This window comes from Paenirhizobium selenitireducens ATCC BAA-1503 (assembly GCF_000518785.1).
GTDB classification, from domain to species: Bacteria; Pseudomonadota; Alphaproteobacteria; order Rhizobiales; family Rhizobiaceae; genus Allorhizobium; species Allorhizobium selenitireducens.
This window is the reverse complement of sequence record NZ_KI912496.1, coordinates 1-21,603: the sequence shown is the minus strand read 5'-3', so window position 1 is coordinate 21,603 and position 21,603 is coordinate 1. Positions and strand designations below refer to the sequence as shown.

The 21,603-nt window shown below is 63.2% G+C and carries 20 protein-coding genes and 1 pseudogene; 6 read left to right on the top strand and 15 right to left on the bottom strand.

Annotation, left to right across the window (positions count from 1 at the left end; genetic code table 11):
- Window positions 1-117: 117 nt before the first annotated feature.
- Genes L867_RS0123660 through L867_RS0123650 form a run of 3 tightly spaced genes read left to right on the top strand, consistent with a single transcriptional unit; the run spans window position 118 to window position 3,866 of the window.
- Window positions 118-1,050, top strand: a complete 933-nt coding sequence (locus L867_RS0123660) for a GntR family transcriptional regulator (protein WP_028739135.1) — start codon at window positions 118-120, stop codon at window positions 1,048-1,050.
- Window positions 1,051-1,069: 19 nt separating this feature from the next.
- Window positions 1,070-2,338, top strand: a complete 1,269-nt coding sequence (locus L867_RS0123655; protein WP_028739134.1) for a glycosyltransferase — start codon at window positions 1,070-1,072, stop codon at window positions 2,336-2,338.
- A 52-nt stretch (window positions 2,339-2,390) separates the two neighbouring features.
- Window positions 2,391-3,866 (top strand): aldehyde dehydrogenase family protein, encoded by a 1,476-nt coding sequence (locus L867_RS0123650; protein ID WP_028739133.1) that lies wholly within the window; start codon window positions 2,391-2,393, stop codon window positions 3,864-3,866.
- Window positions 3,867-4,015: 149 nt separating this feature from the next.
- On the opposite strand, the gene L867_RS0123645 is transcribed toward L867_RS0123650, so the two are convergent.
- The 7 genes from L867_RS0123645 to L867_RS0123615 form a co-directional block, all read right to left on the bottom strand.
- Complete coding sequence (locus L867_RS0123645) at window positions 4,016-5,635, bottom strand: dihydroxyacetone kinase subunit DhaK (protein ID WP_028739132.1); 1,620 nt, start codon at window positions 5,633-5,635, stop codon at window positions 4,016-4,018.
- 11 nt (window positions 5,636-5,646) lie between these two features.
- Window positions 5,647-6,642: an ABC transporter ATP-binding protein gene (locus L867_RS0123640; protein ID WP_028739131.1), complete on the bottom strand. Its 996-nt coding sequence runs from the start codon at window positions 6,640-6,642 to the stop codon at window positions 5,647-5,649.
- Window positions 6,635-7,732 carry an ABC transporter ATP-binding protein gene (locus L867_RS0123635; protein ID WP_028739130.1) on the bottom strand — a complete coding sequence of 366 codons (1,098 nt, stop codon included), beginning with the start codon at window positions 7,730-7,732 and terminating at the stop codon, window positions 6,635-6,637. Before L867_RS0123635 ends, L867_RS0123640 begins: the two co-directional genes overlap by 8 nt.
- A gap of 3 nt (window positions 7,733-7,735) precedes the next feature.
- A complete protein-coding gene (locus tag L867_RS0123630; protein ID WP_028739129.1) occupies window positions 7,736-7,924 on the bottom strand; it encodes a hypothetical protein in 189 nt (62 codons plus the stop codon).
- The gene (locus tag L867_RS0123625; protein ID WP_028739128.1) at window positions 7,921-8,862 is read right to left on the bottom strand and encodes a carbohydrate ABC transporter permease; all 942 of its coding nucleotides are present in this window, start codon (window positions 8,860-8,862) and stop codon (window positions 7,921-7,923) included. The genes L867_RS0123630 and L867_RS0123625 overlap by 4 nt, the downstream gene beginning before the upstream one ends.
- The gene (locus tag L867_RS0123620; protein WP_028739127.1) at window positions 8,859-9,806 is read right to left on the bottom strand and encodes a carbohydrate ABC transporter permease; all 948 of its coding nucleotides are present in this window, start codon (window positions 9,804-9,806) and stop codon (window positions 8,859-8,861) included. Before L867_RS0123620 ends, L867_RS0123625 begins: the two co-directional genes overlap by 4 nt.
- Before the next feature lie 96 nt (window positions 9,807-9,902).
- Window positions 9,903-11,237, bottom strand: a complete 1,335-nt coding sequence (locus L867_RS0123615) for an ABC transporter substrate-binding protein (protein ID WP_028739126.1) — start codon at window positions 11,235-11,237, stop codon at window positions 9,903-9,905.
- A gap of 301 nt (window positions 11,238-11,538) precedes the next feature.
- On the opposite strand from L867_RS0123615, the gene L867_RS0123610 reads away from it, so the two are divergent.
- A complete protein-coding gene (locus L867_RS0123610; protein WP_028739125.1) occupies window positions 11,539-12,561 on the top strand; it encodes a LacI family DNA-binding transcriptional regulator in 1,023 nt (340 codons plus the stop codon).
- A gap of 138 nt (window positions 12,562-12,699) precedes the next feature.
- Here the strand turns inward: L867_RS0123610 and L867_RS0123605 are convergent, their stop codons facing one another.
- From L867_RS0123605 to L867_RS0123575, 7 genes are all read right to left on the bottom strand, one after another.
- Window positions 12,700-13,716 carry an alcohol dehydrogenase catalytic domain-containing protein gene (locus tag L867_RS0123605; protein WP_169734114.1) on the bottom strand — a complete coding sequence of 339 codons (1,017 nt, stop codon included), beginning with the start codon at window positions 13,714-13,716 and terminating at the stop codon, window positions 12,700-12,702.
- A gap of 27 nt (window positions 13,717-13,743) precedes the next feature.
- Window positions 13,744-15,177, bottom strand: coding sequence for an aldehyde dehydrogenase family protein (locus tag L867_RS0123600; protein WP_028739123.1), 1,434 nt, complete (start codon window positions 15,175-15,177; stop codon window positions 13,744-13,746).
- A 12-nt stretch (window positions 15,178-15,189) separates the two neighbouring features.
- Window positions 15,190-15,927, bottom strand: coding sequence for an MBL fold metallo-hydrolase (locus L867_RS0123595; protein WP_028739122.1), 738 nt, complete (start codon window positions 15,925-15,927; stop codon window positions 15,190-15,192).
- A gap of 11 nt (window positions 15,928-15,938) precedes the next feature.
- The gene (locus tag L867_RS28245) at window positions 15,939-17,024 is read right to left on the bottom strand and encodes an ABC transporter ATP-binding protein (RefSeq protein WP_028739121.1); all 1,086 of its coding nucleotides are present in this window, start codon (window positions 17,022-17,024) and stop codon (window positions 15,939-15,941) included.
- Complete coding sequence (locus L867_RS0123585; protein ID WP_028739120.1) at window positions 17,021-17,809, bottom strand: ABC transporter permease; 789 nt, start codon at window positions 17,807-17,809, stop codon at window positions 17,021-17,023. Before L867_RS0123585 ends, L867_RS28245 begins: the two co-directional genes overlap by 4 nt.
- Before the next feature lie 3 nt (window positions 17,810-17,812).
- Window positions 17,813-18,676: an ABC transporter permease gene (locus tag L867_RS0123580; protein ID WP_028739119.1), complete on the bottom strand. Its 864-nt coding sequence runs from the start codon at window positions 18,674-18,676 to the stop codon at window positions 17,813-17,815.
- A 324-nt stretch (window positions 18,677-19,000) separates the two neighbouring features.
- Window positions 19,001-20,074: an ABC transporter substrate-binding protein gene (locus tag L867_RS0123575; RefSeq protein ID WP_028739118.1), complete on the bottom strand. Its 1,074-nt coding sequence runs from the start codon at window positions 20,072-20,074 to the stop codon at window positions 19,001-19,003.
- A 142-nt stretch (window positions 20,075-20,216) separates the two neighbouring features.
- Here L867_RS0123575 and L867_RS0123570 point away from each other — a divergent pair, with 142 nt between their 5' ends.
- Complete coding sequence (locus L867_RS0123570) at window positions 20,217-20,843, top strand: TetR/AcrR family transcriptional regulator (RefSeq protein WP_028739117.1); 627 nt, start codon at window positions 20,217-20,219, stop codon at window positions 20,841-20,843.
- Between the two features lie 32 nt (window positions 20,844-20,875).
- Window positions 20,876-21,268, top strand: coding sequence for a nuclear transport factor 2 family protein (locus tag L867_RS0123565; protein ID WP_028739116.1), 393 nt, complete (start codon window positions 20,876-20,878; stop codon window positions 21,266-21,268).
- A gap of 71 nt (window positions 21,269-21,339) precedes the next feature.
- Here L867_RS0123565 and L867_RS27875 read toward each other — a convergent pair.
- Window positions 21,340-21,603 (bottom strand): annotated as a pseudogene (locus L867_RS27875) (IS3 family transposase); the annotation flags it as partial.

Sequence of the window (21,603 nt, the reverse complement as noted above, 5' to 3'; positions counted from 1 at the left end):
AAAATACGTCAATAGGGAATTTACATTTTCTCAGCAACTGCCAGAATTGTCATGGAAAGGCTTGCGAAAAAGGCCGGCAACGGTCAGCATGCGGCCTTTGTGAGAGACAGGTGGGGCATGGCGACAGAGCCGGGACGCATTCATCACCGCCATGTGGAATTGGCGCAAAGAATACTGGATTTCGCCAGCGAGCGCGGCATGTCGCCCGGCGAACGGCTGGCCGAACAGGCGCTCGCCTCGCACTGCAATGTCTCCAGAACGCCAGTCCGCAAGGCGCTTCAGGTGCTTGCGGAGCGTGAACTGGTGACCGCCGACGCCGATGGCGGCTTTCTGCTTGCCGTCGATCCGGTGGCGATCGCGCGCCTTGACGACGCGGGCGAAAGCGATGGAGAAACAGAGATCTACAGCGCCATCCTGCGCGACCTCTCCGCCGGGCGCATCGCCGAGGCGCAGACCGTTGCCGGGCTGCAGCGGCGCTATGACGTCTCCCGCCAGACGGTACAAAACGCGCTACAAAAACTCTCCGAGGACAATCTTGCCGAACGCGGCGCCGGGCAGCAGTGGCTGCTGAAGCAGTTTGCCCTGGGCGCCGATGCGGTTGCCAAGTCCTACGAGTTCCGGCTGGCGACCGAACCGCTGGCGCTGACCTTGCCCGAATTCCGCCGCGACCTGCCGGCGCTGACCTCGCTCAGGCAATCCATGCTGATCCTCAGGAGCATGAGCGAGGCGGATTTCGACCGCAAACTGTTCGAGCGCACCGATTTCGACTTCCACATGCTGGTGGCGCGCGGCTGCGGCAATCCCTTCATGGCGGAAGCCCTGACCAACCACCATCGCCGGCGCCGCGCCAATGCCGCGGCGGGCCACGTGAACACCTACCGGCTGATGCAGTCCAATCTCGAACATATCCAGATTCTCGAGCAGATCGAGCGCGGCCAGATGGAGCTTGCCGCCGATCTGATGCGTGTGCATATACAGCTGTCGCAATCGCTGAGGCCGCGCCTCGCCGGCCGCGGCGTCCCTCCCGCCTTCAAGCTCGTTTCGCGATAAGGCCAGCAAAAACAAATCCATGGCAGCACAAAAGACCATCGCCCTGTTCCCTGAAGCAAGCTACGGCGCCGCGCTCAACTGTGTCGGCATCGCCCAGGAGCTGCGTCGGCTTGGCGCCCGGCCCGTCTTCATCTGTCATCCGGGTTTCATCGGCGTCTTCGCCGAATACGGCTTTGCCGAATACCAGCTCGGCGAGAGCGGGCCGGCCCAGACGACCGATTGGAACGACTTCATCAGCCGTCACCAGGATGCCTTCCGGCAATCGCCCTTCGAACAGCTCACCTCCTATGTCGGACCGACCTGGGATGCCATCGTCGAAACCGCGATCGGCGTCGAGGATCCGCTTCGCCAATTGTTGGCGCGCCTGAAGCCCGATGCGATCGTGCTCGACAACGTGGTCATGTTTCCGGCGATCGCGACGGCCGGCGTGCCGTGGATCCGCGTGGTGTCCTGCGCCGAGACCGAAATTCCCGACCCGCTGGTGCCGCCCTATCTCTCCGGCCTCGGCGAAACGCCAGGGGCGGACTGGAAGGCCTTCTCCTCGACCTATGACAAGGTGACGGCCGCCTCCCACAAGCGGCTGTCCGCCTTTATGAGCGAGTGCGGGTTGAAGCCGCCGGCCGCGCCCCTGTTTCTCGATGCCTCGCCCGACCTCAACCTGCTGCTCGCGCCGGAGATCATCCGCCATCGCCGCGCCGAGCCGCTCGATCCCGAGCGTTTCGTCTTCCTGGACGGCTGCGTGCGGCGCGAAACGCCCTATCAGGCGCCGCGTTTTGCCAGCCACAACGATGCGGAACTGGTGCTGACCAGCTTCGGCTCGCTGGGCGCCATGGATGTCGACATGCTGCGGCGGATGATCGACGTCTTCGCCACCCTGCCCTATCGTTTCCTCGTCAATGCCGGCCATTGGCGCGACGAATATGCCCAGGTGCCCGACAATGTCTTCATCGACAGCTGGTTCCCGCAGCCTTCGGTGGTCGAGCAATCGAGCCTGTTCATCCACCACGGCGGCAATAACAGCTTCTGCGAGGCGCTTTACTACGGCGTTCCCTCGCTGGTGATGCCCTATTGCTGGGACGGGCACGACAATGCCCGCCGTGCCGAAGAAACCGGCGTCGGCAAGATGCTCCATCGCTACGACTGGTCGGTCGACGAACTGGCAGCCGTCATCGGCGGGCTTCTGTCCGACCGCGCCATGCAGGCCCGCCTCAAGGACAATGCCCGCAAGATGCAAGCCTTTGCCGGAGCAACCCGGGCGGCAGAAGCGATCCTCAAAGTCACAGGCTGACCGGGCATCGCCCCGTCGCCTGCGCAAGACCCAAAGCCAAGAAGGGGAAAAAATGAAGCAGAAGCTTTTCATCGACGGTCAATGGCTGGCACCCGTCAAGGGCGGCACCTTCCCGGTCGTCAATCCGGCAACGGAAGAAGTCATTCACCACGCGCCGGCCGGCACCGCCGAAGACATCGACCTTGCGGTCAAGGCCGCGAGGCGTGCCTTCGATACCGGTCCCTGGCCGAGGATGAGCGGAGGCGAGCGCGCCAGATACCTGCGCGCCATCGCCGAGAAGATTCTGGAACGCAAGCAGGAACTCGGACGCCTGGAAGTCATCGACAACGGCAAGCCCTTGCCGGAAGCCGTCTGGGACATGGAAGATACCGCCGGCTGCTTCTCCTTCTATGCCAATCTGGCGGAAGAGCTGGACGAAAACCCGGAGGAGCCGATCGCGCTCTCCGAGCCGCGCTTTTCCTCGAAGGTGGTGCGCGAGCCGATCGGCGTCGCCGGCGCCATCATCCCGTGGAACTACCCGATGCTGATGGCCTCGTGGAAGGTCGCGCCGGCGCTTGCCGCCGGTTGCACCATGGTGCTGAAACCTTCAGAGCTCACCCCACTGACGGCACTCGAACTCGCCGCCATCGCCGAGGAAGTGGGTCTGCCGGCCGGCGTGCTCAACGTCGTGACCGGCCTTGGCCCCGAAGCCGGTCAGCCGCTGTCGGAGCATCCGGGTGTCGACAAGCTGGCCTTCACCGGCTCTGTGCCGACCGGCGCCAAGATCATGGCGGCCGCCGCTCGCGACATCAAGAATGTCAGCCTCGAACTCGGCGGCAAGTCGCCCTTCGTCGTCTTCGCCGACAGCGACATCGAGAAGGCGGTCGAATGGATCATGTTCGGCATCTTCTGGAACCAGGGCCAGGTCTGCTCGGCAACCTCCCGCGTGCTGGTCGAGGAAAGCCTCTATCCGGCACTGCTGGAACGGCTGACCGCCGAGGCCGCGAAGATCCGGATCGGCGATGGCCTGGAAGACGGCACGCTGCTCGGCCCGCTCGTCTCCAAGGGACAGCACGACAAGGTTCTGGCGATGATCGAACGCGGCCGCACTGAGGGCGCGACCATTGCCCATGGCGGCAAGCGTCCGCAAGGGCTCGACACCGGTTACTTCCTCGAACCTACCATCTTGACCGACATGAGCGAGGACAACTTCGTCTGGCGCGAGGAGATCTTTGGTCCGGTCGTCTGCGTCAAGACGTTCAGGGACGAGGCCGACGCGATCCGCATGGCCAATGACAGCAAGTTCGGCCTGGCCGCCGCCGTGATGTCGAAGGACAAGGCGCGCTGCGAGCGCGTCGCCCGCGCCTTCCGCGCCGGTATCGTCTGGATCAACTGCTCACAGCCGACCTTCACCGAGGCGCCCTGGGGCGGCTACAAGCAATCCGGCATCGGCCGCGAACTCGGTAAGTGGGGCCTTTCCAACTATCTCGAGGTCAAACAGATCACCGCGTTCAACAGCGACGAACCCTGGGGCTGGTACATCAAGTAGGGCCGCCATCCAGTCGCAATCGGATCAATCCCCTGAGCTTCCGAAGAGGGGAACTCAGGGTTTTGCGCTCATGGCGTTTGACATCGCCACAGACAAAGCGACCGGCGATCACCGCCGGCCGCGTCCAGAGAGCTCCCGAAAACGGCCTGTCACCCGGCCAAATGCTCGAACAGCCGTGCCACGGCTTCGGCGCCTGGATCGACGTGGCCCTCGAGCTGTTTGGCGTTGATGTAGGCGGCACGTCCGGCCTTGGCGCGCAGCAGCTTGGCGGTCATGTTGGCGCCGGCGCGGGCGGCAGTTGCCGCAGCCCCGATGCTCTCCCCGAGCGCGTCCAGAGCGGGGGCGAGCGCATCAACCATGGTGCGGTCGCCGACCTGCGCGCCGCCGATCTCCTGCATGCGGGCAAGCCCGGCCTTCAGCGCGTCGCGCATCGACAGGCCGCTCGATGCCCCGTCGCCGGCCGCGGCAAAGAAGATGGCGAGCAGCACGCCCGACGATCCGCCCATGGTCTGGCTGAGTTCCAGGCCGATCGCACGGTAGAGCTGGGTGTGATCCGACAACGGCAGGCGATCCATCGCCTTGATCAGCGCTCGTGCCGCGCCGGCAAGCGTCGACCCGGTATCGCCATCCCCCGACTTGGCATCGAGCGCATTCAGATCCTGCTCGGCGGCGATCATCACATTACAGCAGTTGATCAGGAACTCCCGCATCTCCCTGTGGTCGGACGGCAGGGGCGTAATCGGCGTCAGCCCATCCGGCAGGGCTGCGACGGCAACCGGCCTCACCGCGGCAAGGCCGGGCCACGCGGCAAGCGCCACGGGCTGGCCAAGCGCCGCCAGATCCGCCTTGTCGGCCGGATAAAGCGAGATCGAGAAGCCGCGCATGTCGAGCGAAGTCATCATCGGTGCAGGCCCGACGACATGGGAGATATGCTTGCCGACCGCCGAATTGATCAGCTCATGGGTCAGCACCGACATCTCCAGCACGGACGTTCCGCCCAGATTGTTGATCAAGGCGACATGGGGCCGGTCTTCGATGGTCGGCGCCAGCTTGGCCGCGACGGCGGCCATGGCGGAACGGGCATCGGAGAAGTCGATCTGCTCGACCCCGGCCTCCCCGTGAATGCCGAGGCCAAGCTCGGCCATGCCCTCGGGGATGCGGTCTTCCTTGGGCGAGCCCGGAACAGTGCAGGTATCGAGCGACATGCCGATGCTCTTGGTGCCGGCAACCACCCGCCTCGCCGCCGCAGTGACGGTATCGAGATCCGCGCCGGACTCCGCCAGCGCACCGGCGATCTTGTGCACGAACAGGGTCCCGGCCACGCCGCGCGCCTGCGGCAGATCGGGCAAGGCAATATCGTCGTCGACGATCACCATGCTGACGTTCAGCCCAAAGGCGCGCGCGCGCTCGGCCGCCAGGCCGAAATTCAGCCGGTCGCCGGTATAGTTCTTGACGATCAGGAGACAGCCCGACGGGCCCGTGACGGCAAGGATGCCGGCCAGCACCGCATCGACGCTCGGCGAGGCAAAGACATCGCCGCACACGGCCGCCGTCAGCATGCCCGCGCCGACGAAGCCTGCATGGGCAGGCTCGTGGCCGGAGCCGCCACCGGAGACCAGCGCGACCCTGGACTTGTCCCAGTCGCTGCGCACGACGACCCGGATATGCGGGTAGCCGTCAAGGCGCGCCAGCGGGCTGCGGGAGGTTGCCAGCAAGCCGTCGATCGCTTCGATGACGACGTCTTCTTTCTTGTTGATGAAATGTGCCATGGAGAACTCCCTTAAACGAGGCGCAGGCCGTCCGCATCGAAGTAGAGCGGCTTGTCTGGCTGAATTTTGACGATATCGCCACTCCGCAATCCGGTATGGGCATCGGTTACGGTCACGAGGTCATGATTCCTGAACGAGAGGTGCAGACGCGTCTGGTCGCCCAGATGTTCCACCCGGGTCACCAGGCTGTCCTCCCCCACGCCCTGGGCGATATGTTCGGGCCTGAGCCCGATGGTGACGGCACCAGAGGGCGCCGCGGGAAAGAGATCCGCCGGCAGGAAGTTGATGCGCGGCTGGCCAAGCCGGGTGGCGGCATAGACGCTGACCGGGTTCTCGTAGACCTCGCGCGGTGAGCCGAACTGCACCAGCTTGCCGTGATGCAACACGCCGACATGGGTCGCCATCGTCATCGCCTCGATCTGGTCATGCGTGACATAGAGCAGCGTCGCGCCGGAATCGGCCTGGATGCGCTTCAGTTCGATGCGAAGATCGGCCCGCAGCTTGGCATCGAGCGAACTCAAGGGCTCGTCCATCAGATAGATGCGCGGATTTCTGACCAGCGCGCGGCCGATCGACACGCGCTGCATCTCCCCGCCCGACAGCGCCGTCGCCTTGTTGTCGAGCTTGTGGGAAATCTGCAGGACGTCGGCGATCGCCTTCACCTTGCGCTCGATCTCGTCCGGCGGCGTCTTCAGCAGAGGCGACTTCAGCGGAAATTCCAGATTCTGCCGGACCGTCAGATGCGGATAGAGCGAATATTGCTGGAACACCATGGCGACGTTGCGCTGGGCCGGAGTCAGGCCGCGCATCGGCTGGCCGTCGATATAGACCTCGCCGCTGTCGGGGTGGTCGAGACCGGACACCATGCGCAAGGTGGTCGTCTTGCCGGCGCCGGTCGGTCCGAGCAGCACGACGAAGGAGCCATGCGGAATGGTCAGCGACACATTGTCGAGCGCCACCTGGGCACCGAACGTCTTGGTCACGTTTTCGAGGATGACTTCAGCCATGACGCAGCACTCCCTCGTTTGCTTCCGACAGGAGCGCCTGCCCTCTTTCCTCGGTAAAGACGGTGAGCGTGCGAGCATCGAATTCCAGGCCGATGACTTCGCCGGGCGTGATTGCCTGATTGGAGGAAATACGTGCCTTCACGACGCCATTGGCGGTCGACATGGTGACGATCTGGGTCGTGCCGAGATATTCGGTCGCGATGACCCGGCCACGGAAGTCCGATCGGTCCGAGAAATGGATATGCTCGGGCCGGACACCCAGCGTCAGTTTCCCCTTGGCACCCTGGCGCGACACGGGGACCCGCACCGTCGTTCCCGACAGATCGACGTGATCTCCGCCAATGCCGATCATGCCGTCGAATTCCAGAAAGTTCATCGGCGGCGAACCGATGAACTTCGCGACGAACTTGGTCGCCGGCCAGTCGTAAATCTGCTGCGGCTTGCCGAACTGCTCGACGACGCCGTGGTTCATCACCACGATCTTGTCGCCCATCTGCATGGCTTCGAGCTGGTCATGCGTCACATAGACCGTCGTCGCCCCCATACGGTCGTGCAGCGCCCGCAGCTCTTCTGCCATGTGCTCGCGGAACTCCGCATCGAGCGCACCGAGCGGCTCGTCCATGAAGAAGGCCTTGGGCCGCCGGACGATCGCCCGGCCGAGCGCCACGCGCTGCCGGTCGCCACCGGAAAGGCCGCCGACGGGTTTTTCGAGAATGTCCTCGATCTTGAGGATGCGCGCCACTTCCGCAACGCGGCTCTTCACCTCGGCCTTGGGCACGCCCTGGCTGAGCAGCGGATAGGAGATGTTGCGGCGGACATTCATGTGCGGATAGAGGGCGAACATCTGGAAGACGAAGGCGATGTCGCGCTGGCTCGCGGGCTTCATGCCCACCTCTTCGCCGTCGATGTAGATCTCCCCGCTCGTCGGCAGTTCAAGGCCGGCCATCATGCGCAGCGTCGTCGTCTTGCCGCAGCCCGAAGGGCCGAGAAGCATGAAGAACTCGCCGTCCTCGACGGTGAATGTGGAAGACTGGACGGCCGTGAAGCTTCCGAATTCCTTGCGCACATTTTCAATTCTGATCTGTGCCATGGATTACTCCGGAAAGTGGCTGACGACGATGAACATCACTGTGCCCACCAGGGTGACAACGAAGGAGTAGGAGAACATCCAGAGCGCGAAGGGCTGCATCAGCATGACGACGCCCGCGGCAATCAGGAAGGAGGCGACCAGTTCCCACGCGCCGCGGCGCAGATGGACCAAGCCGTTGAAGAACTCACTCATTTGCGGACCGCTCCGAAGGTGATGCCACGCAGCAGATGCTTGCGCAGGACAATGGTGAAGACCATCACGGGAACAAGGAACAGCGTGGCGCCGGCCGCCACCGCCGGCCAGTCCTGGCCACCCACCCCGATGATCGTCGGGATGAAGGGCGGCGCAGTCTGGGCCGTACCTGATGTCAGCAGCACCGCGAAGGCATATTCGTTCCAGGCAAAGATCAGGCAGAAGATCGCGGTCGAGGCGATACCGGTCACCGCCTGCGGCAGGACGACCTTGTAGAAGGCCTGAAACCGGGTGTAGCCGTCGATCAGCGCTGCCTCCTCGTATTCGACCGGGATCTCGTCGATGAAACCTTTCAGCAGCCAAACGGACAGCGACAGATTGACGGCCGTGTAAAGCAGGATCATGCCGGCATGGGTGTCGCTTAAGCCCAGTTGGCGGAACATCAGGAAGATCGGGATGGCAACCGCAATCGGCGGCATCATGCGGGTCGACAGGATGAAGAACAGAAGATCGTCCTTGAGCGGCACCTTGAAGCGCGAGAAGGCATAGGCGGCGGCCGTTCCCAGCACGATGCAGAGCACAGTCGAACCGAAACCGATGATCACCGAATTGGTGAACCGCTCGCCGAAGCGGGAGGGACCGGCAATCACCAGCCCATCCTTGCGAACCAGCCGCTCGTACCACGACGTTGGTTCGCCCATCTGCTGCAGGGTTTCCTCCGAAACGCGCGTGCGGGTGGTGAACAGGTTGACATAGCCTTCCAGCGTCGGCTCGAAGAAGACCTTGGGCGGATAGGCGATCGCATCGGATGGCGACTTGAAGCCGGTGGCGATGATCCACAGGAGCGGCAGGATGGTAACGACCGCGTAGAACACCACCAGGATGCCGGCGAACCATTTCTGGCGGGCCGAGGGCTCTGTGACGGAATAACTGCTCATCGCTGCTTCACCTTGTTGAGCGCTTTGACGTAGATCGACGCAAGGCCGAAGACGGTGACGAACAGGATGACCGCATAGGCCGAGGCATAGCCGGTCCGCCACTTCTCGAACGCCTCGCGCTTGAGGTTGATCGAGGTGAGCTCGGTGATCGAGCCCGGACCGCCGCCCGTCAGCTGGACCACCAGGTCGAACATCTTGAAGTTCTCGATACCGCGGAACAGGATCGCCAGCATGAGGAAAGGCAGCACCATGGGAATGGTGATGGTCCAGAACTGGCGCCACTTGCTGGCCCGGTCGCATTCGGCAGCCTCGTAAATGCTGTCGGGAATGGAGCGCAGGCCCGCAAGGCAGATCAGCATGACGAAAGGCGTCCACATCCAGGTATCGACGATGATGATGGCCCAGGGCGCAAGGTTGACGCTGCCGATCATCGAGAAGCTGGATGGATCGGCGCCGGTCAGGAAACCGACCGCATAGTTGAACAGGCCGATCTGCGGCTGGTAGAGAAACGTCCAGAAATTGCCGACGACGGCCGGGCTCAGCATCATCGGCAGGACGATGATGGTCGTCCACATGTCATTGCCGCGAAACTTCTTGTTGATCAGATAGGCGAGCGAAAAGCCGATCAGCACCTGCAGGACGATCGTCCAGATGAGGAAATGGGCCGTCGCCTGCATGGTCAGCCAGATGTCGCCATCCGTCAGGATCCGCCGGTAGTTCTGCAGGCCGATGAATTCGACCTCGGCATTGGGCCGATTGACACGGAAATTGGTGAAGCTCAACCGTACGGTCCAGATGAGCGGGAATATGTTGACCGCCAGCAACAGGATGATCGAAGGCGCGACGAACAGCCAGGCTATGGCGCGGTCGGAAAGGCCCCGGATCCGCTTGGCCACCGCTGGCGGCGTGGCGCGTGCGACGCGATCTATCGGTGTATCGGACATGATACCCCCTTCAAGGAATGGGTCTGGAATGGCAGGGCCGGGCGCGACGGCCGGCCCTGCTTTTACGCGGTCTTCCGCTGAAGCGGCAGCGTAGGGTCAGTACTTGCCTTCGTCCTCGAACACGTCGGTCCAGTCCTTGACCAGGCCGTCGAGGGCTTCCTTGGCGGTGCCCTGACCGGCGACGACATAGTCATGGAACCGCTTCTGCGAGGCCTGCAGCAGGGACGCATAGGACGGCTCGGCCCAGAAGTCCTTCACGATCGCCATGGAGTCGAGGAAGGTCTGCGCATAGGGCTGGCTGGTGGCGAAACCCGGATCTTCGACCACGGCGCGCAGCGCCGAGTAGCCGCCGAGGCTCCACCACTTGGCCTGGATGTCGGGCTGGGCGAACCACTTGATATATTCCAGCGCTGCCGCCTGCTTCTCGGAGGCGGACACCACCGAGATCCCCTGGCCGCCGAGCTGGGCGAACTGTTTGCCGCCCGGGCCGGCCGGATTGGGGAAGTAACCCGACTTGTCGCCGCCCACCTTGGCGTCGGCATGGATGCCGGGCCAGATGAAGGCGAAGTTCATCTGCAGCGCCACCTGGCCGGACTTGTAGGCGTCGATGTTCTCGGACATGTAGGCGTCCGAGGAGCCGGGCGGCGTGCAGCAGTCGTAGAGCGCCTTGTAGAATTCCAGGCCTGCGACGGAATCGGCCGAGTTGACGAAACCTTCCAGCTCATAGGGCTTGGCCGGGTTGTCGTACTGGAAGCCATAGCTGTAGAGCACGTCCATCGCGCCCATGGTGATGCCTTCCGAGCCACGTTCGGAGTAGATCGCCGCGCCATAGACCTTGGTGCCGTCGATATCGCGGCCCTGGAAGAACTCGGCAATGTCCTTGAGTTCGGCGAAAGTCTTCGGCACGGCAAGATCACGGCCGTATTTGGTCTTGAACTCGGCCTGCAGCTCGGGACGCGAGAACCAGTCCTTGCGGTATGTCCAGCCGACCACGTCGCCGAAGGCCGGCAGGGCCCAGTAGTTCGGCGTGTTCTTCGGCCATTCCGAATAGCCGGTCACGGTCGCCGGGATGAAGTCGCTCATCTTGATGCCTTCCTTGTCGAAGAAATCATTGAGCTTGATGTACTGGCCGTTCTCGGCCGCGCCGCCGATCCACTGGCTGTCGCCGATCATCAGATCGCAAAGCTTGCCGCCCGAATTCAGTTCGTTGAGCATGCGGTCGGCAAAATTCGGCCACGGCACGAATTCGAATTTCATCTTGTGGCCGGACTTGGCCTCGAAATCCTTGCTGAGCTCGACAAGAGCATTGGCAGGATCCCACGCCGCCCAACAAAGGGTCAGTTCATCGGCTTGGGCGGATGTTGCGCCAACGGCGCCGGCTCCGACGAGTGCGCCGACAGCCACTACGGAATTCAATAGCCTGGACTTCATGGTTGAGAACCTCCCTTTGTGCATCCCGACCTCCATCAGGAAACGAAAAAATGCCCGCGAGGGCAGACAGAGCAGACTGAGGAAATGCGACAGGCCGCCATCCTCCCTGGCCCCTTCGACAACAATACGCTCCTCCGATCGCAATCGGTCCCTTAGCAATTGATGTCGCCAGTGTTAGTAATTGAGGTGCGCACCTCAATGCAAGCGATTTTTGAGGTGCGCACCTCAGTTTCTTGCTTTTTGCTTGATTCTGTTGGAAAAGTCGGATGGCGTATTTTTGCGAAGCCTGACAGGAGACGGCATGCGGCCCACAGCGAAAGATCTTGCCGAAGCGGCCGGCGTGAGCCTGGCCACGGTGGACCGCGTGCTGAACGACCGGCCGTTCGTCAGCAAGACGGCGGCGCGGAAGGTCAATGAAGCCATTGAAAGAATTGGGTTCGTCCGGAACCCGGCGGCCGTGAACCTCGCACGCAACAAGACCTACCGCTTCCTGTTCGTGCTGCCGACGGCCGGCGACCAGTATCTGCGCGAACTGCTTCAGCGCGTCGAGGAGGCCAGAGAGGCCCTGAGATCGGATCTGACCGTCGTCGATGTCGACCAGATCCCCATCAGCGACCCGCATTTCGTCGCCAAGTATCTCGCGTCGATCGACAGCACCATCGTCGACGGCGTGGCCATCATGGCGCCGGAATCACCCCAGGTGCGCGATGCGATGGCCCGGCTTTTCGAGCGGGGCATCAAGGTGGTGCAGTTTCTCTCCGGCCAGGAGAAGCTTGAGAACACCGATTTCGTCGGTGTCGACAACTTCGCCGCCGGCGCCACCGCCGGCCGGATCATCGGCCGCTTCCTGCGCAACGAGCCGGGCAAGATCATGGTCGTGGCGGAAACCATGATGGCGCAGGACAGCATCGAGCGCCGGCTCGGTTTCGACAGCATCATCAACAGCCAGTTCCCGCACCTCAAGAGCCTGCCTTCGCTGGAGACCTATGGCGACGAGCGCCGGGCGCAGACGATCATCCAGAGAACACTGGAGAATAATCCGGACATCAGGGCCGCCTATGTGCTGAGCGCCGAAGCCCGCATTCCCGTGGCCGCCATCGAAAAGAGCGGAGACCTCGGCGCGCTGACCGTCGTCGTGCACGAGCGCACGCCCTTCACGGAGGAAGCACTGCGCGACGAGCGGATCGACGCGATCATCGCCCAGGATCCGGGACATGCCGTGCGCAGCGCCATCCGCATCATGCGCGCGCGCACGGATCTCCGCGAACCGCTCGCCTCCCAGGAGAAGATCCGCATCGAGGTCCTGCTGAAGGAGAATCTCTAGCCGAGTAGCTGCAGGACAGCCACGATGCCGCATGGGCAGCGCGTTCCCGGCATCGGCAGTTCAAGCCTCGTCGACGGGGCGTGCAAGCACCGCCGCCGGCTCCCAAAGAGCGGGCGGCGACGGTCGTGTCGGCACCCGCTACAGCGAAAAATCGATGCAGATACGGCCGGCAACCTTTCCGGCCTGCAACTGGTCGAGAGCTGCATTGACGCCCGAAAGCGGGATCGTCTCGATGTCGATCGAAAGCTCGGTGCGCGCGGCAAAGGCGAGGAAGTCGCGCAGGTCCTGACGCGAGCCGACCGACGAACCGAAGACGCGGTGACCGCCATCGATCAGCCACATCATCGACAGCGGCACAGGATCGTGAACCAGCGCAATGGCGATGATATCGCTCATCGGATTGACCGCCTGCTCGATCGTCTTCCACACCGCCGGCGATGGCGCAAAGTTGACGGCGACATCTGCGCCGCCCAGTTCCTTGACCTTCAAGCCAGCATCCGGCCCCGCCTCGACCAGATGGTCGGCACCGCGCTGGCGAGCTTCCTCGAGCTTCGCCGGATCCCGATCGACCGCAACCACGGTCGCGCCATGGGCCTTGGCGATCATGATCGCATATTGGCCGAGCCCTCCGCACCCGATCACCATCACGGTCTTGCCCGGACGAAGAGAGGTCTTGCGAAGCGCACTCCAGGCCGTCAGGCCGGCGCAGAGCAGCGGCGCACCCTGCAGCGGGTCGATCGCGTCCGGGATCGTGCAGGCGAAGCGGGATTCGAGGATCGCATATTCGGCAAAGGCGCCGTGATGGTGGATACCGCGTGCGTGCTGATGGGTGCAGAACGTTTCCGCACCGGTGAGGCAGGGGCTGCAGTCGAGGCAGGTGTCGTAGAGCCATGGCAGACCGACCCGATCACCGAGCGAGAGGGACGTCTCCGTCCCCTCGCCCACCGCCACGATCCGGCCGATGCCTTCATGGCCGAGGACGAGCGGATACATCTCGTCCGGCAGCCCCTCGTCGCCGTTGCGCAGGTGCAGGTCGGAATGACACACACCGCAGCTTTCGAGCTTCACCAGGAACTGGCCGCGACCCGGTACGGGCACCGGCAGATCACGGATGACGAGCGGAGCGCCGGGAGCCTCGGCCACCGCGGTTTTCATGGTCTTTGGGATCATCTCACATCACTCTCAATCTGCACGCGGCCGATGGACCGTCTTCACTTCGAGAAAATCCTCGAGCCCGAAAATTCCGCCCTCGCGGCCAATGCCGGACTGCTTGTAACCACCGAACGGGCTGCCATAGCGATGGGGTGCGCCGTTGATATGGACCATGCCGGCGCGCAGGCGTCCGGCGACACGCTCGGCCCGGTCGAGATCGCCGGACTGAATGTAGGCCGCCAGACCGTAATTCGTGTCGTTGGCGATCTCAATCGCATCCTCTTCCGCGTCGAATGGGATGATGACGAGCACCGGACCAAAAACCTCTTCGCGCGCGATCCGCATCTGGTTGTTGACCCCGGCAAAGATCGTCGGCTTGACGTAGTAGCCGGTCTCGAAGCCTTCCGGCTTGCCGGGGCCGCCGACGAGAAGCTCGGCGCCTTCGGCGATCCCAGCCTCGATCAGAGCCTGCACGCGGCCATACTGGATGTCGCTGACGAGCGGTCCGATGTGCTCGCCGGCCTCTTCCGGATTGCCGACCGTGACTTCGCTGCCGACGCGGCGGGCGATCCCCACGGCCTGGTCGTAGACCGAACGCTGCACCAGAAGTCGTGTCGGCGCGTCGCAGGACTGGCCGGAATTGTTGAAGCATTCAAGCACGCTGCCGGTCACTCTCTCTTCCAGGTCGGCATCCTCGAAGACGATGTTGGGCGACTTCCCGCCGAGTTCGAGCGTGACTCGCTTGACGGTATCGGCGGCATCCTTGCTGACGGCCGTGCCGGCCCGGGTCGAGCCGGTGAACGACATCATGTCGACATCCTTGTGCTTCGAAAGCGCTGCCCCGACATTGGGACCGTCGCCGTTGACCAGGTTGAAGGTGCCAGCCGGGAAGCCGGCCTCATGCACCATCTCGGCATAGAGCAGCGCATTGAGCGGTGTGAACTCGCTGGGCTTGAGCACGCAGGTGCTGCCGGTCGCGAGCGCCGGGATGACCTTCAGCGCGATCTGGTTGATCGGCCAGTTCCACGGCGTGATCAGCCCGCAGACGCCGATCGGCTCGCGCAGCACGATATCGCCGTTCGGCAGTTCCTCGCGCACCTTGATGCGCTTCAGGGCATCGATGAAGCCCTTGAGATGGCCGACGCCGACATGGGCCTGCTGTTCCGTGCTCATGGTGATCGGCGCGCCGAGTTCGAGCGTGATGGTGCGGGCCATCTCGTCATAGCGGCGCTTGTAGATGGCAAGCAGCTTTTCCAGGAGCGTGATGCGTTCGTCCAGGCTGGTGCGGCCGTAGCTCTGGAAAGCCGTCTTGGCGGCGGCAACGGCGCGGTCGATGTCGGCGGCGGTCCCCATCGAGATCACGGCGATCGGCTGCTCTGTCGCGGGGTTGATGACCTCGAGGTCGTTGGGCGCGATCGGATCGACCCATTGGCCGTTGATGTAGAACTTGCGCTTGTCGAGCATGCGTCACTCCCGTCAGATTGTCTTGTGTTTGGCGTCGAGCCAGCCGGAGATCAGGCCCCGGTAGCGCTCGCCGCTGAAGCTTGGAAAATGGCCGCCATGGACCTGCCGCACCGGAAGCGTCAGCAGGCGCTCCATCGATGCGAGATAGTCGGCGGCATTCGAATGGTAGGTGTCCTCGATCAGCGGACCGTCGTAGAGGATGTCGCCGGAAAACAGGATTTCCGTCGCCTTTTCGTAGAGCGCGATGCCACCGGGAGAATGCCCCGGCGTGTGGATCACCTCGAAGTGGCGGTCGCCGAGATCGATGACGTCGCCATCCTCCAGAATGCGCGTCGCCGGCGCCCGCTTCACCGCATAGCATTTCGAGCAATAGGGTTCCGGCGGAAGTGCGTCGAAGATCTCGTCGGTGACATAAGGATCGGCCAGCGTATTTTCGCGCGTCGGATTGGCCAGCAGGTCGGCTTCGGCCGAATGCACCGCGCGGCACTCGAACTCGTGATGGCAGCCGATATGGTCGAAATGGGTGTGGCTGGCGACCGCGATCAGCTCGCGCTCCGTCACCAGCGGCACCCATTCCCGGAGCGACACGACGCCCATGCCGCTGTCGACCAGCATGTCGCGATCTCGGCCGCGTACATGCCAGATGTTGCAGCGATAGAACTCCTGGATGTGAGGCTCGCAGATATACGTGACGCCGTCGTCAAGACGACGCACGCTGTACCAGTCTTCGGCGCGCATGCGTGGCTTCATTGGGGGATTCCTCACTCCTCGACAAGTGCGACGATGCTATCGGCGGGCACCGTAAGATCAAGCATATCGCCGATGCGCGGCTCCGCCGTCTGTGGAAGATGAGCGGTGATGACTGTGTCGGGCGCCCCTTCCGGCTGCAGGTGGCAGCGGTGGTGGGCGCCGAAGAAGGCGCTGTCGGTGATGCGCGCCCGGCCGAGCGCGACGGTTGCTCCCTCTTCGCCGGCCGAGCGGAAATGCTCGGGGCGAATGCAGAGCGTAACCTTCTGGTCCGCGGTCGGCATGCTACCCGTGAAGGCGGAAACGGGTATGACCGCCCGGCCGAGCGCCGTCTCGATCCGCACCTCGCCAGAGGTAATGCCGATCACCCTTGCGGGCAGGAAATTGGCCTCGCCCATGAAGCCCGCGGCAAACAGCGAACGCGGCCGCATGTAGATCTCCGACGGCGCGCCGACATCCTCGATATGCCCATGGTTCATCACGACGATCCGATCGGCGATCGCCATCGCCTCCTCCTGGTCGTGGGTGACGTGGATGAAGGTGGTGCCGACGCGCTTCTGGATCGCCTTCAGCTCGTCCTGCATCTGACGCCGCAGCTTGAGGTCCAGCGCGCCCAGCGGCTCGTCGAGCAGCAGTACGTCGGGATCGACCGCCAGCGCGCGCGCCAGGGCCACACGCTGCCGCTGTCCACCGGAAAGCTCATGCGGCTTCTTCGATGCGGAGGCCTTCAGCCCGACCAGATCCAGCATCGACAATGCCTTCTCATCCCGTTCCGCCTTGGCCATGCCCCGCATGCGCAGGCCGAACCCGACATTGTCGAGCAGGCGCATATGCGGGAAAAGCGCATAGTCCTGGAACATGGTGGTCGTCGGACGTTTTGCCGGCGCGACGTGGGTCATGTCGCGGCCACCGATGGCAATCGTACCCGAGGTCGGCTCGATGAAGCCGCCGAGGATCGAGAGCAATGTGGTCTTGCCGCAGCCAGAGGGCCCAAGCAGCACGATGAACTCGCCGGCGGCGATGTCGAGCGAGACATTGTCCAGCGCGCGGAACGCGCCGAAGACTTTCGTGGCGTTTCTGATCGAGACGTCGGCGGTCATGAAGATTTCCCGGATTTTCTGAAGACGGCGAGTTCCATGACGATCAGGAACGCGACCGAGATGAGGAAGACGACGCTGCCGATGGCATTGGTCTTGGGGTCGAGGCCCGAGCGCAACATGCTCCAGATCTCGACGGGCAGCGTCACGTCGAAGCGCGACAGCAGGAAAGCGATGATGAACTCGTCCCAGCTGAAGGTGACCGACAGGAAGAAGGCGGCCAGGATCGACGGCATCAGCATCGGCGCGGTGATGAGCGCCATCACCTGCCAGTCCCTGGCGCCGAGGTCGCGCGCCGCCCGCTCGATATTGACCTGATGGCCGCCCATCGAGGCATAGATGATGGCAAAGCAGAGCGGCAGGTTGATCACCACATGTCCGACACCCACCGTCCATAGAGAAAGCTGGATATCGAGACGGCTGAAGACAGACAGAAGGCCAAGCGCGATGATCAGGGTGCTGACCGTCATCGGCGCGACAATCAGCGCCCGCTGGAGACCGGAGCCCGGCAGCTTGTAGCGGGCAAAGGCGTAAGCCGCGAGGAAGCCGAGCAGGCAGGACACGGCAGACGAGACCAGCGCCACGATCAGCGAGTTGAAAAGCGCCTGCATCAGCTTGGCGTCGGCGAAGATCTCGCCATACCAGCGCAAGGTCAGGCCGTGCAGCGGCGGCACCGGCAGGGTGCCGTCCTGGAAGGAAAACAGCACGAGCACGGCGACGGGCAGGAAGATGAAGACATAGATGGCGCCGGCATAGAAAAAGGCGAGCGCCGTTTGCAGGTGTCGCATCGGTCAGGTCCTTTCCATCTTCAGCCAGCGGGCGCAGGCGAGATAGGCGATCGTCACGACCACCATCAGCACCAGCGACAGCGCCGCAGCCATCGGGAAATCCGCCCGGCGACCAAGCTGCAGCATGATGAGCTGGGGCAGGACGAGTTCGTTGTTGCCGCCGAGGATCTGCGGCGTGATGTAGTCGCCGATGCACAGCACGAAGGTCAGGAAGGCGCCGACCATGATGCCGGGTAGCGTCAGCGGCAGGATGACATGCCAGAAGGTCTGGAAGCCGTTCGCCCCGAGATCGGCGGCGGCCCGACGGTAATTCGGCGACAGTTGCACGAGATTGGCATAGATCGTCAGCGTCAGCAGCATGACAAAGAAATGCACGAAGCCGATCACCGTGCCGGTACGATTGGCGGAGAGATCCAGCGGCTCGGCGAGCAGGCCGGTCCACAGCAGCGCCTGGTTGACGACACCGCCCTTCGACAGAACCAGCAGCCAGGAATAGGACCGGACCACGTAGGAGGTCCAGAAGGGCAGGATCGCCATGATCAGCGCGAAGCGCTGCCAGCGCCGCGGTACCCGTTCGGCAATGATCCAGGCGAGCGGATAGGCAAGCACGACGGAGATGACCGTGACGGTTGCCGTGACCTCCAGCGAGTTGAACAGTGCTTTCAGCAGATGCGCCTTACCGAAGAAGGCGTTGTAGTTGTCGAGCGTCCAGCTGGCGACGATGACGCGGCCTTCGCGCTTCCAGAAGCTGATCGCCGCCATGTAGAGAAAGGGTATGAGGAAGAACGCGACGGTCCAGAGCAGCGCCGGCAGCGCAAATCCCCAGGCCTTGCGGCGTTCCGCGCGTTCAAGGGCAGTGGCGGTCATGGGCATGACACTCCGTTCACGCTGAAGGCTGGTGTTTCGGGAAACTTGCGGTCACGGCCGTGTCCATAGGATCCGGTAGCAGTCGCATAGGCATGTCTGGCCCTTCATCTCGCCCCAGTCTCCCGAGGCGATCGGGCGTGCCGCAAAGGTCGCCCGCAAGGTCGTGGATCCTCGGGTCAAGCCCGAGGATGACTGAGTATCGAGGGAATGCCGCAGCAGGCAGCCCCCCTGGCTGAGCGCACTGAACAGAGGGGCCTGGGCGCGACGAAACAACCTCCCGGTCGTCATCCTCGGGCTTGCCCCGAGGATCCACGCCAGAGCCGCTTACTGCTGCAGCATCTCCGTCCAGGCATCCTGCATCGCGGCGTCGAGATCCGCATCGACAACCGGATAGAGCTGCGTGTTCTTCAGATATTCCGGCTGCTTGTCCCAGCGCAGCGCCGTCTTCTGCTGGTCGTTCAGCTTTTCACCGGCCTTGGAGTTCGCCGGCATGCCCCAGTAGCAGGACGAGGTCGCAAGCTTGGACTGGCCTTCGGGGCTGAGGATGTACTGCACGAACTTGACCGCCAGATCCTGCTTCGTCGAGTCCTTGAAGACGCCGATCGACTGTGCCCAGCGCAGCGCGCCCTGCTTCGGCACGGTCCAGTCGAGGTTCGGCTTCTCCGTGGTGAGGCCGGCCGTCACCCATTCGCCGCCGCCGAGGATGATGTCGACTTCGCCGCTGACGAGCGCGGTCTGGGAGGCGACGACGTCGCTCACCTGGCGCGCGACCTTCTTCATCTCGAATAGCTTTTCCTTGATCGCCGGAAGGTCGGCGGCCGTCAGGTCGGCGGTGTTCTTGCCGATGGCAAGCCCGGTCAGGCCGATCATCGGCAGGTAATAGTCATAGAGGGCGATTCGACCCTTGTATTTGTCGGACCAGAAGATCGACAGGTCTTCCATGTCCTTCGGATCGACCTTGGTCTTGTCGTAGGAAATCGTGTTGTAGCCGAACTTCTCCGTGACGGCGTATATCTTGCCGTCCTTGGTGTTGTTGGCTTCCATCCGCACTTCCGGGAAGATGTCGGCCGTCGGCAGCTTGTCGGCCGGGATCTCGGCGAGAAGGCCCATCTCGACCGCGCGCGGCACGTCGACACCGTCGATGACGAAGACGTCCCAGTCGCCGGGTCGCGACTGCTCGACGATCGACAGGCCGGCGCCCGTGCCTTCATATTCCTTGAGATTGACCTTGACGTTGTTGGCCTTTTCGAAAGGCTCGATCAGCGCCGGATCGGTGTGGTCGCACCAGACGAGCGCGTTGAGCTCTTCCTGCGCCGAGGCGCCGGCGGAAAGCGTGCAAACGGCGGCGGTGGCGAGAAGCATGCGGCGGGAGAGCCCGCCCAGAACGGTTTTCTTCATGTCGTTTCCCTCTTGTCGAAGACCCCCGTCGAGCCCTCGCGTTGATCAAAATGGCACTCGTATCGGCGCCTTGAGAAAAAGATTGAATGAATTCATTTTTTAAGTCAATCTCATTTTTGAAGAGATTCCAAGGGAGGTTCCGATGACCGGATTGCGCGCCAGACAGAAGGCAGACAGGAACCGCCGCATCCTCGAATCCGCCACCACCCTGTTCCGCGAACAGGGCTATGACAGCGCCCGTATCGAGGACATTGCCGAGCGGGCGGAGGTCTCCGTCGGCACGCTCTACAACTACTACCAGAACAAGGGCGACATCCTTGTCGCCACCGTTTCGATGGAAGTGACCGAAGTGCTGGAGGCCGGCGAAATGATCGTCGCCAACCCGCCGCTCAACGTGAACGAGGCGCTCGGCGCGCTGATCAACCAGTATTACGACCACTCGCTCGTCTATCTGAGCAAGGAGATGTGGCGCACGGCCATGGCCTCGTCGATCCAGCAGCCGGAGACGCCGCTGTCGAAACGTTATACCGAGCTCGACCAGCGCCTCTGCGCCCAGGTCGTCCAGCTCATCGAGACCCTGCAGCGCCGCGGCGTCATCATCGCCGGCGTGGACACCCGCGCGTTGGGCGAGGTGTTCTTCAACAACCTCAACCTGATGTTCATCGAGTTCTGCAAGGTCGAGACCATGCCGCTTGAGGAGCTGAAGTCCCGCGTCGCCGAACAGCACCGTCCGATCGCCGCGCTGATCAGCAGCGTCAAACCCGTTTGAACCATTCCGTAAATCACGCAGAAACGACAGACATGACCGATACCACGAACGCCGTCCTTGCCGCCGCCGACGCCCTCGTCGCAGCCTTTGGCCGCCACGACGCCAAGGCCTATTTCGACGCCTTTTCGCCGGCCGCGACCTTCATCTTCTACAATCTCGACAGGACGCTCGAAAACCGAGCCGAATACGAGGCGGAATGGGCGCTGTGGGAGATCCGCGACGGCTTCCAGGTGCGCAGCTGCCGCTCGACGAACCGCAACGTTCAGCCTCTCGGTGACGTCGCCATCTTCACCCATGCGGTGGAGACAGACCTCTCGATCGGCGGCGAGGCCCTGACCAACAACGAACGCGAAACGATCGTCTTTGCCCGCCAGCCCGACGGTCGTTGGCTCGCCGTCCACGAACACCTGTCCGCCGCCGCCTGAAGGGCTGACGATCGGGCATGACGTGGGTACGGCGCCTTACGATGATTGCAAGGCTATCACCTGTCGGCCAGGCGATAGCCGAAGCGACGACGCTCCGACGCCACCTTCTTCATCGCCTCCCGAATGGCCGCATTGTCAGGCCGCACGCTGCGCTATCGCATGCTCGAGAAATCCACCGATAGAACCTCGCACGCCCGACGCTGGCTCACCCCGTGCTGCGCGCAGACGTGAACCACCGCATCCCGCTTCACATCGGGCGTCACCATTTTTTTGAAGCGACATCCTTCAGGATCGCATTGTCCAGCATGGCTTCGGCCAAGAGCTTCTTCAGCTTG

Excerpts from the sequence above, each read along its gene's own strand:
- L867_RS0123610 (WP_028739125.1), top strand. The coding sequence starts at position 11,539 with ATGCGGCCCACAGCGAAAGATCTTGCCGAAGCGGCCGGCGTGAGCCTG.
- L867_RS0123570 (WP_028739117.1), top strand. The coding sequence starts at position 20,217 with ATGACCGGATTGCGCGCCAGACAGAAGGCAGACAGGAACCGCCGCATC.
- L867_RS0123600 (WP_028739123.1), bottom strand. The coding sequence starts at position 15,177 with ATGCTCGACAAGCGCAAGTTCTACATCAACGGCCAATGGGTCGATCCG.
- L867_RS28245 (WP_028739121.1), bottom strand. The coding sequence starts at position 17,024 with ATGACCGCCGACGTCTCGATCAGAAACGCCACGAAAGTCTTCGGCGCG.
- L867_RS0123620 (WP_028739127.1), bottom strand. The coding sequence starts at position 9,806 with ATGTCCGATACACCGATAGATCGCGTCGCACGCGCCACGCCGCCAGCG.
- L867_RS0123585 (WP_028739120.1), bottom strand. The coding sequence starts at position 17,809 with ATGCGACACCTGCAAACGGCGCTCGCCTTTTTCTATGCCGGCGCCATC.
- L867_RS0123635 (WP_028739130.1), bottom strand. The coding sequence starts at position 7,732 with ATGGCACAGATCAGAATTGAAAATGTGCGCAAGGAATTCGGAAGCTTC.
- L867_RS0123605 (WP_169734114.1), bottom strand. The coding sequence starts at position 13,716 with ATGAAAACCGCGGTGGCCGAGGCTCCCGGCGCTCCGCTCGTCATCCGT.
- L867_RS0123575 (WP_028739118.1), bottom strand. The coding sequence starts at position 20,074 with ATGAAGAAAACCGTTCTGGGCGGGCTCTCCCGCCGCATGCTTCTCGCC.
- L867_RS0123565 (WP_028739116.1), top strand. The coding sequence starts at position 20,876 with ATGACCGATACCACGAACGCCGTCCTTGCCGCCGCCGACGCCCTCGTC.
- L867_RS0123640 (WP_028739131.1), bottom strand. The coding sequence starts at position 6,642 with ATGGCTGAAGTCATCCTCGAAAACGTGACCAAGACGTTCGGTGCCCAG.
- L867_RS0123650 (WP_028739133.1), top strand. The coding sequence starts at position 2,391 with ATGAAGCAGAAGCTTTTCATCGACGGTCAATGGCTGGCACCCGTCAAG.
- L867_RS0123660 (WP_028739135.1), top strand. The coding sequence starts at position 118 with ATGGCGACAGAGCCGGGACGCATTCATCACCGCCATGTGGAATTGGCG.
- L867_RS0123645 (WP_028739132.1), bottom strand. The coding sequence starts at position 5,635 with ATGGCACATTTCATCAACAAGAAAGAAGACGTCGTCATCGAAGCGATC.
- L867_RS0123625 (WP_028739128.1), bottom strand. The coding sequence starts at position 8,862 with ATGAGCAGTTATTCCGTCACAGAGCCCTCGGCCCGCCAGAAATGGTTC.
- L867_RS0123595 (WP_028739122.1), bottom strand. The coding sequence starts at position 15,927 with ATGAAGCCACGCATGCGCGCCGAAGACTGGTACAGCGTGCGTCGTCTT.
- L867_RS0123580 (WP_028739119.1), bottom strand. The coding sequence starts at position 18,676 with ATGACCGCCACTGCCCTTGAACGCGCGGAACGCCGCAAGGCCTGGGGA.
- L867_RS0123655 (WP_028739134.1), top strand. The coding sequence starts at position 1,070 with ATGGCAGCACAAAAGACCATCGCCCTGTTCCCTGAAGCAAGCTACGGC.
- L867_RS0123615 (WP_028739126.1), bottom strand. The coding sequence starts at position 11,237 with ATGAAGTCCAGGCTATTGAATTCCGTAGTGGCTGTCGGCGCACTCGTC.
- L867_RS0123630 (WP_028739129.1), bottom strand. The coding sequence starts at position 7,924 with ATGAGTGAGTTCTTCAACGGCTTGGTCCATCTGCGCCGCGGCGCGTGG.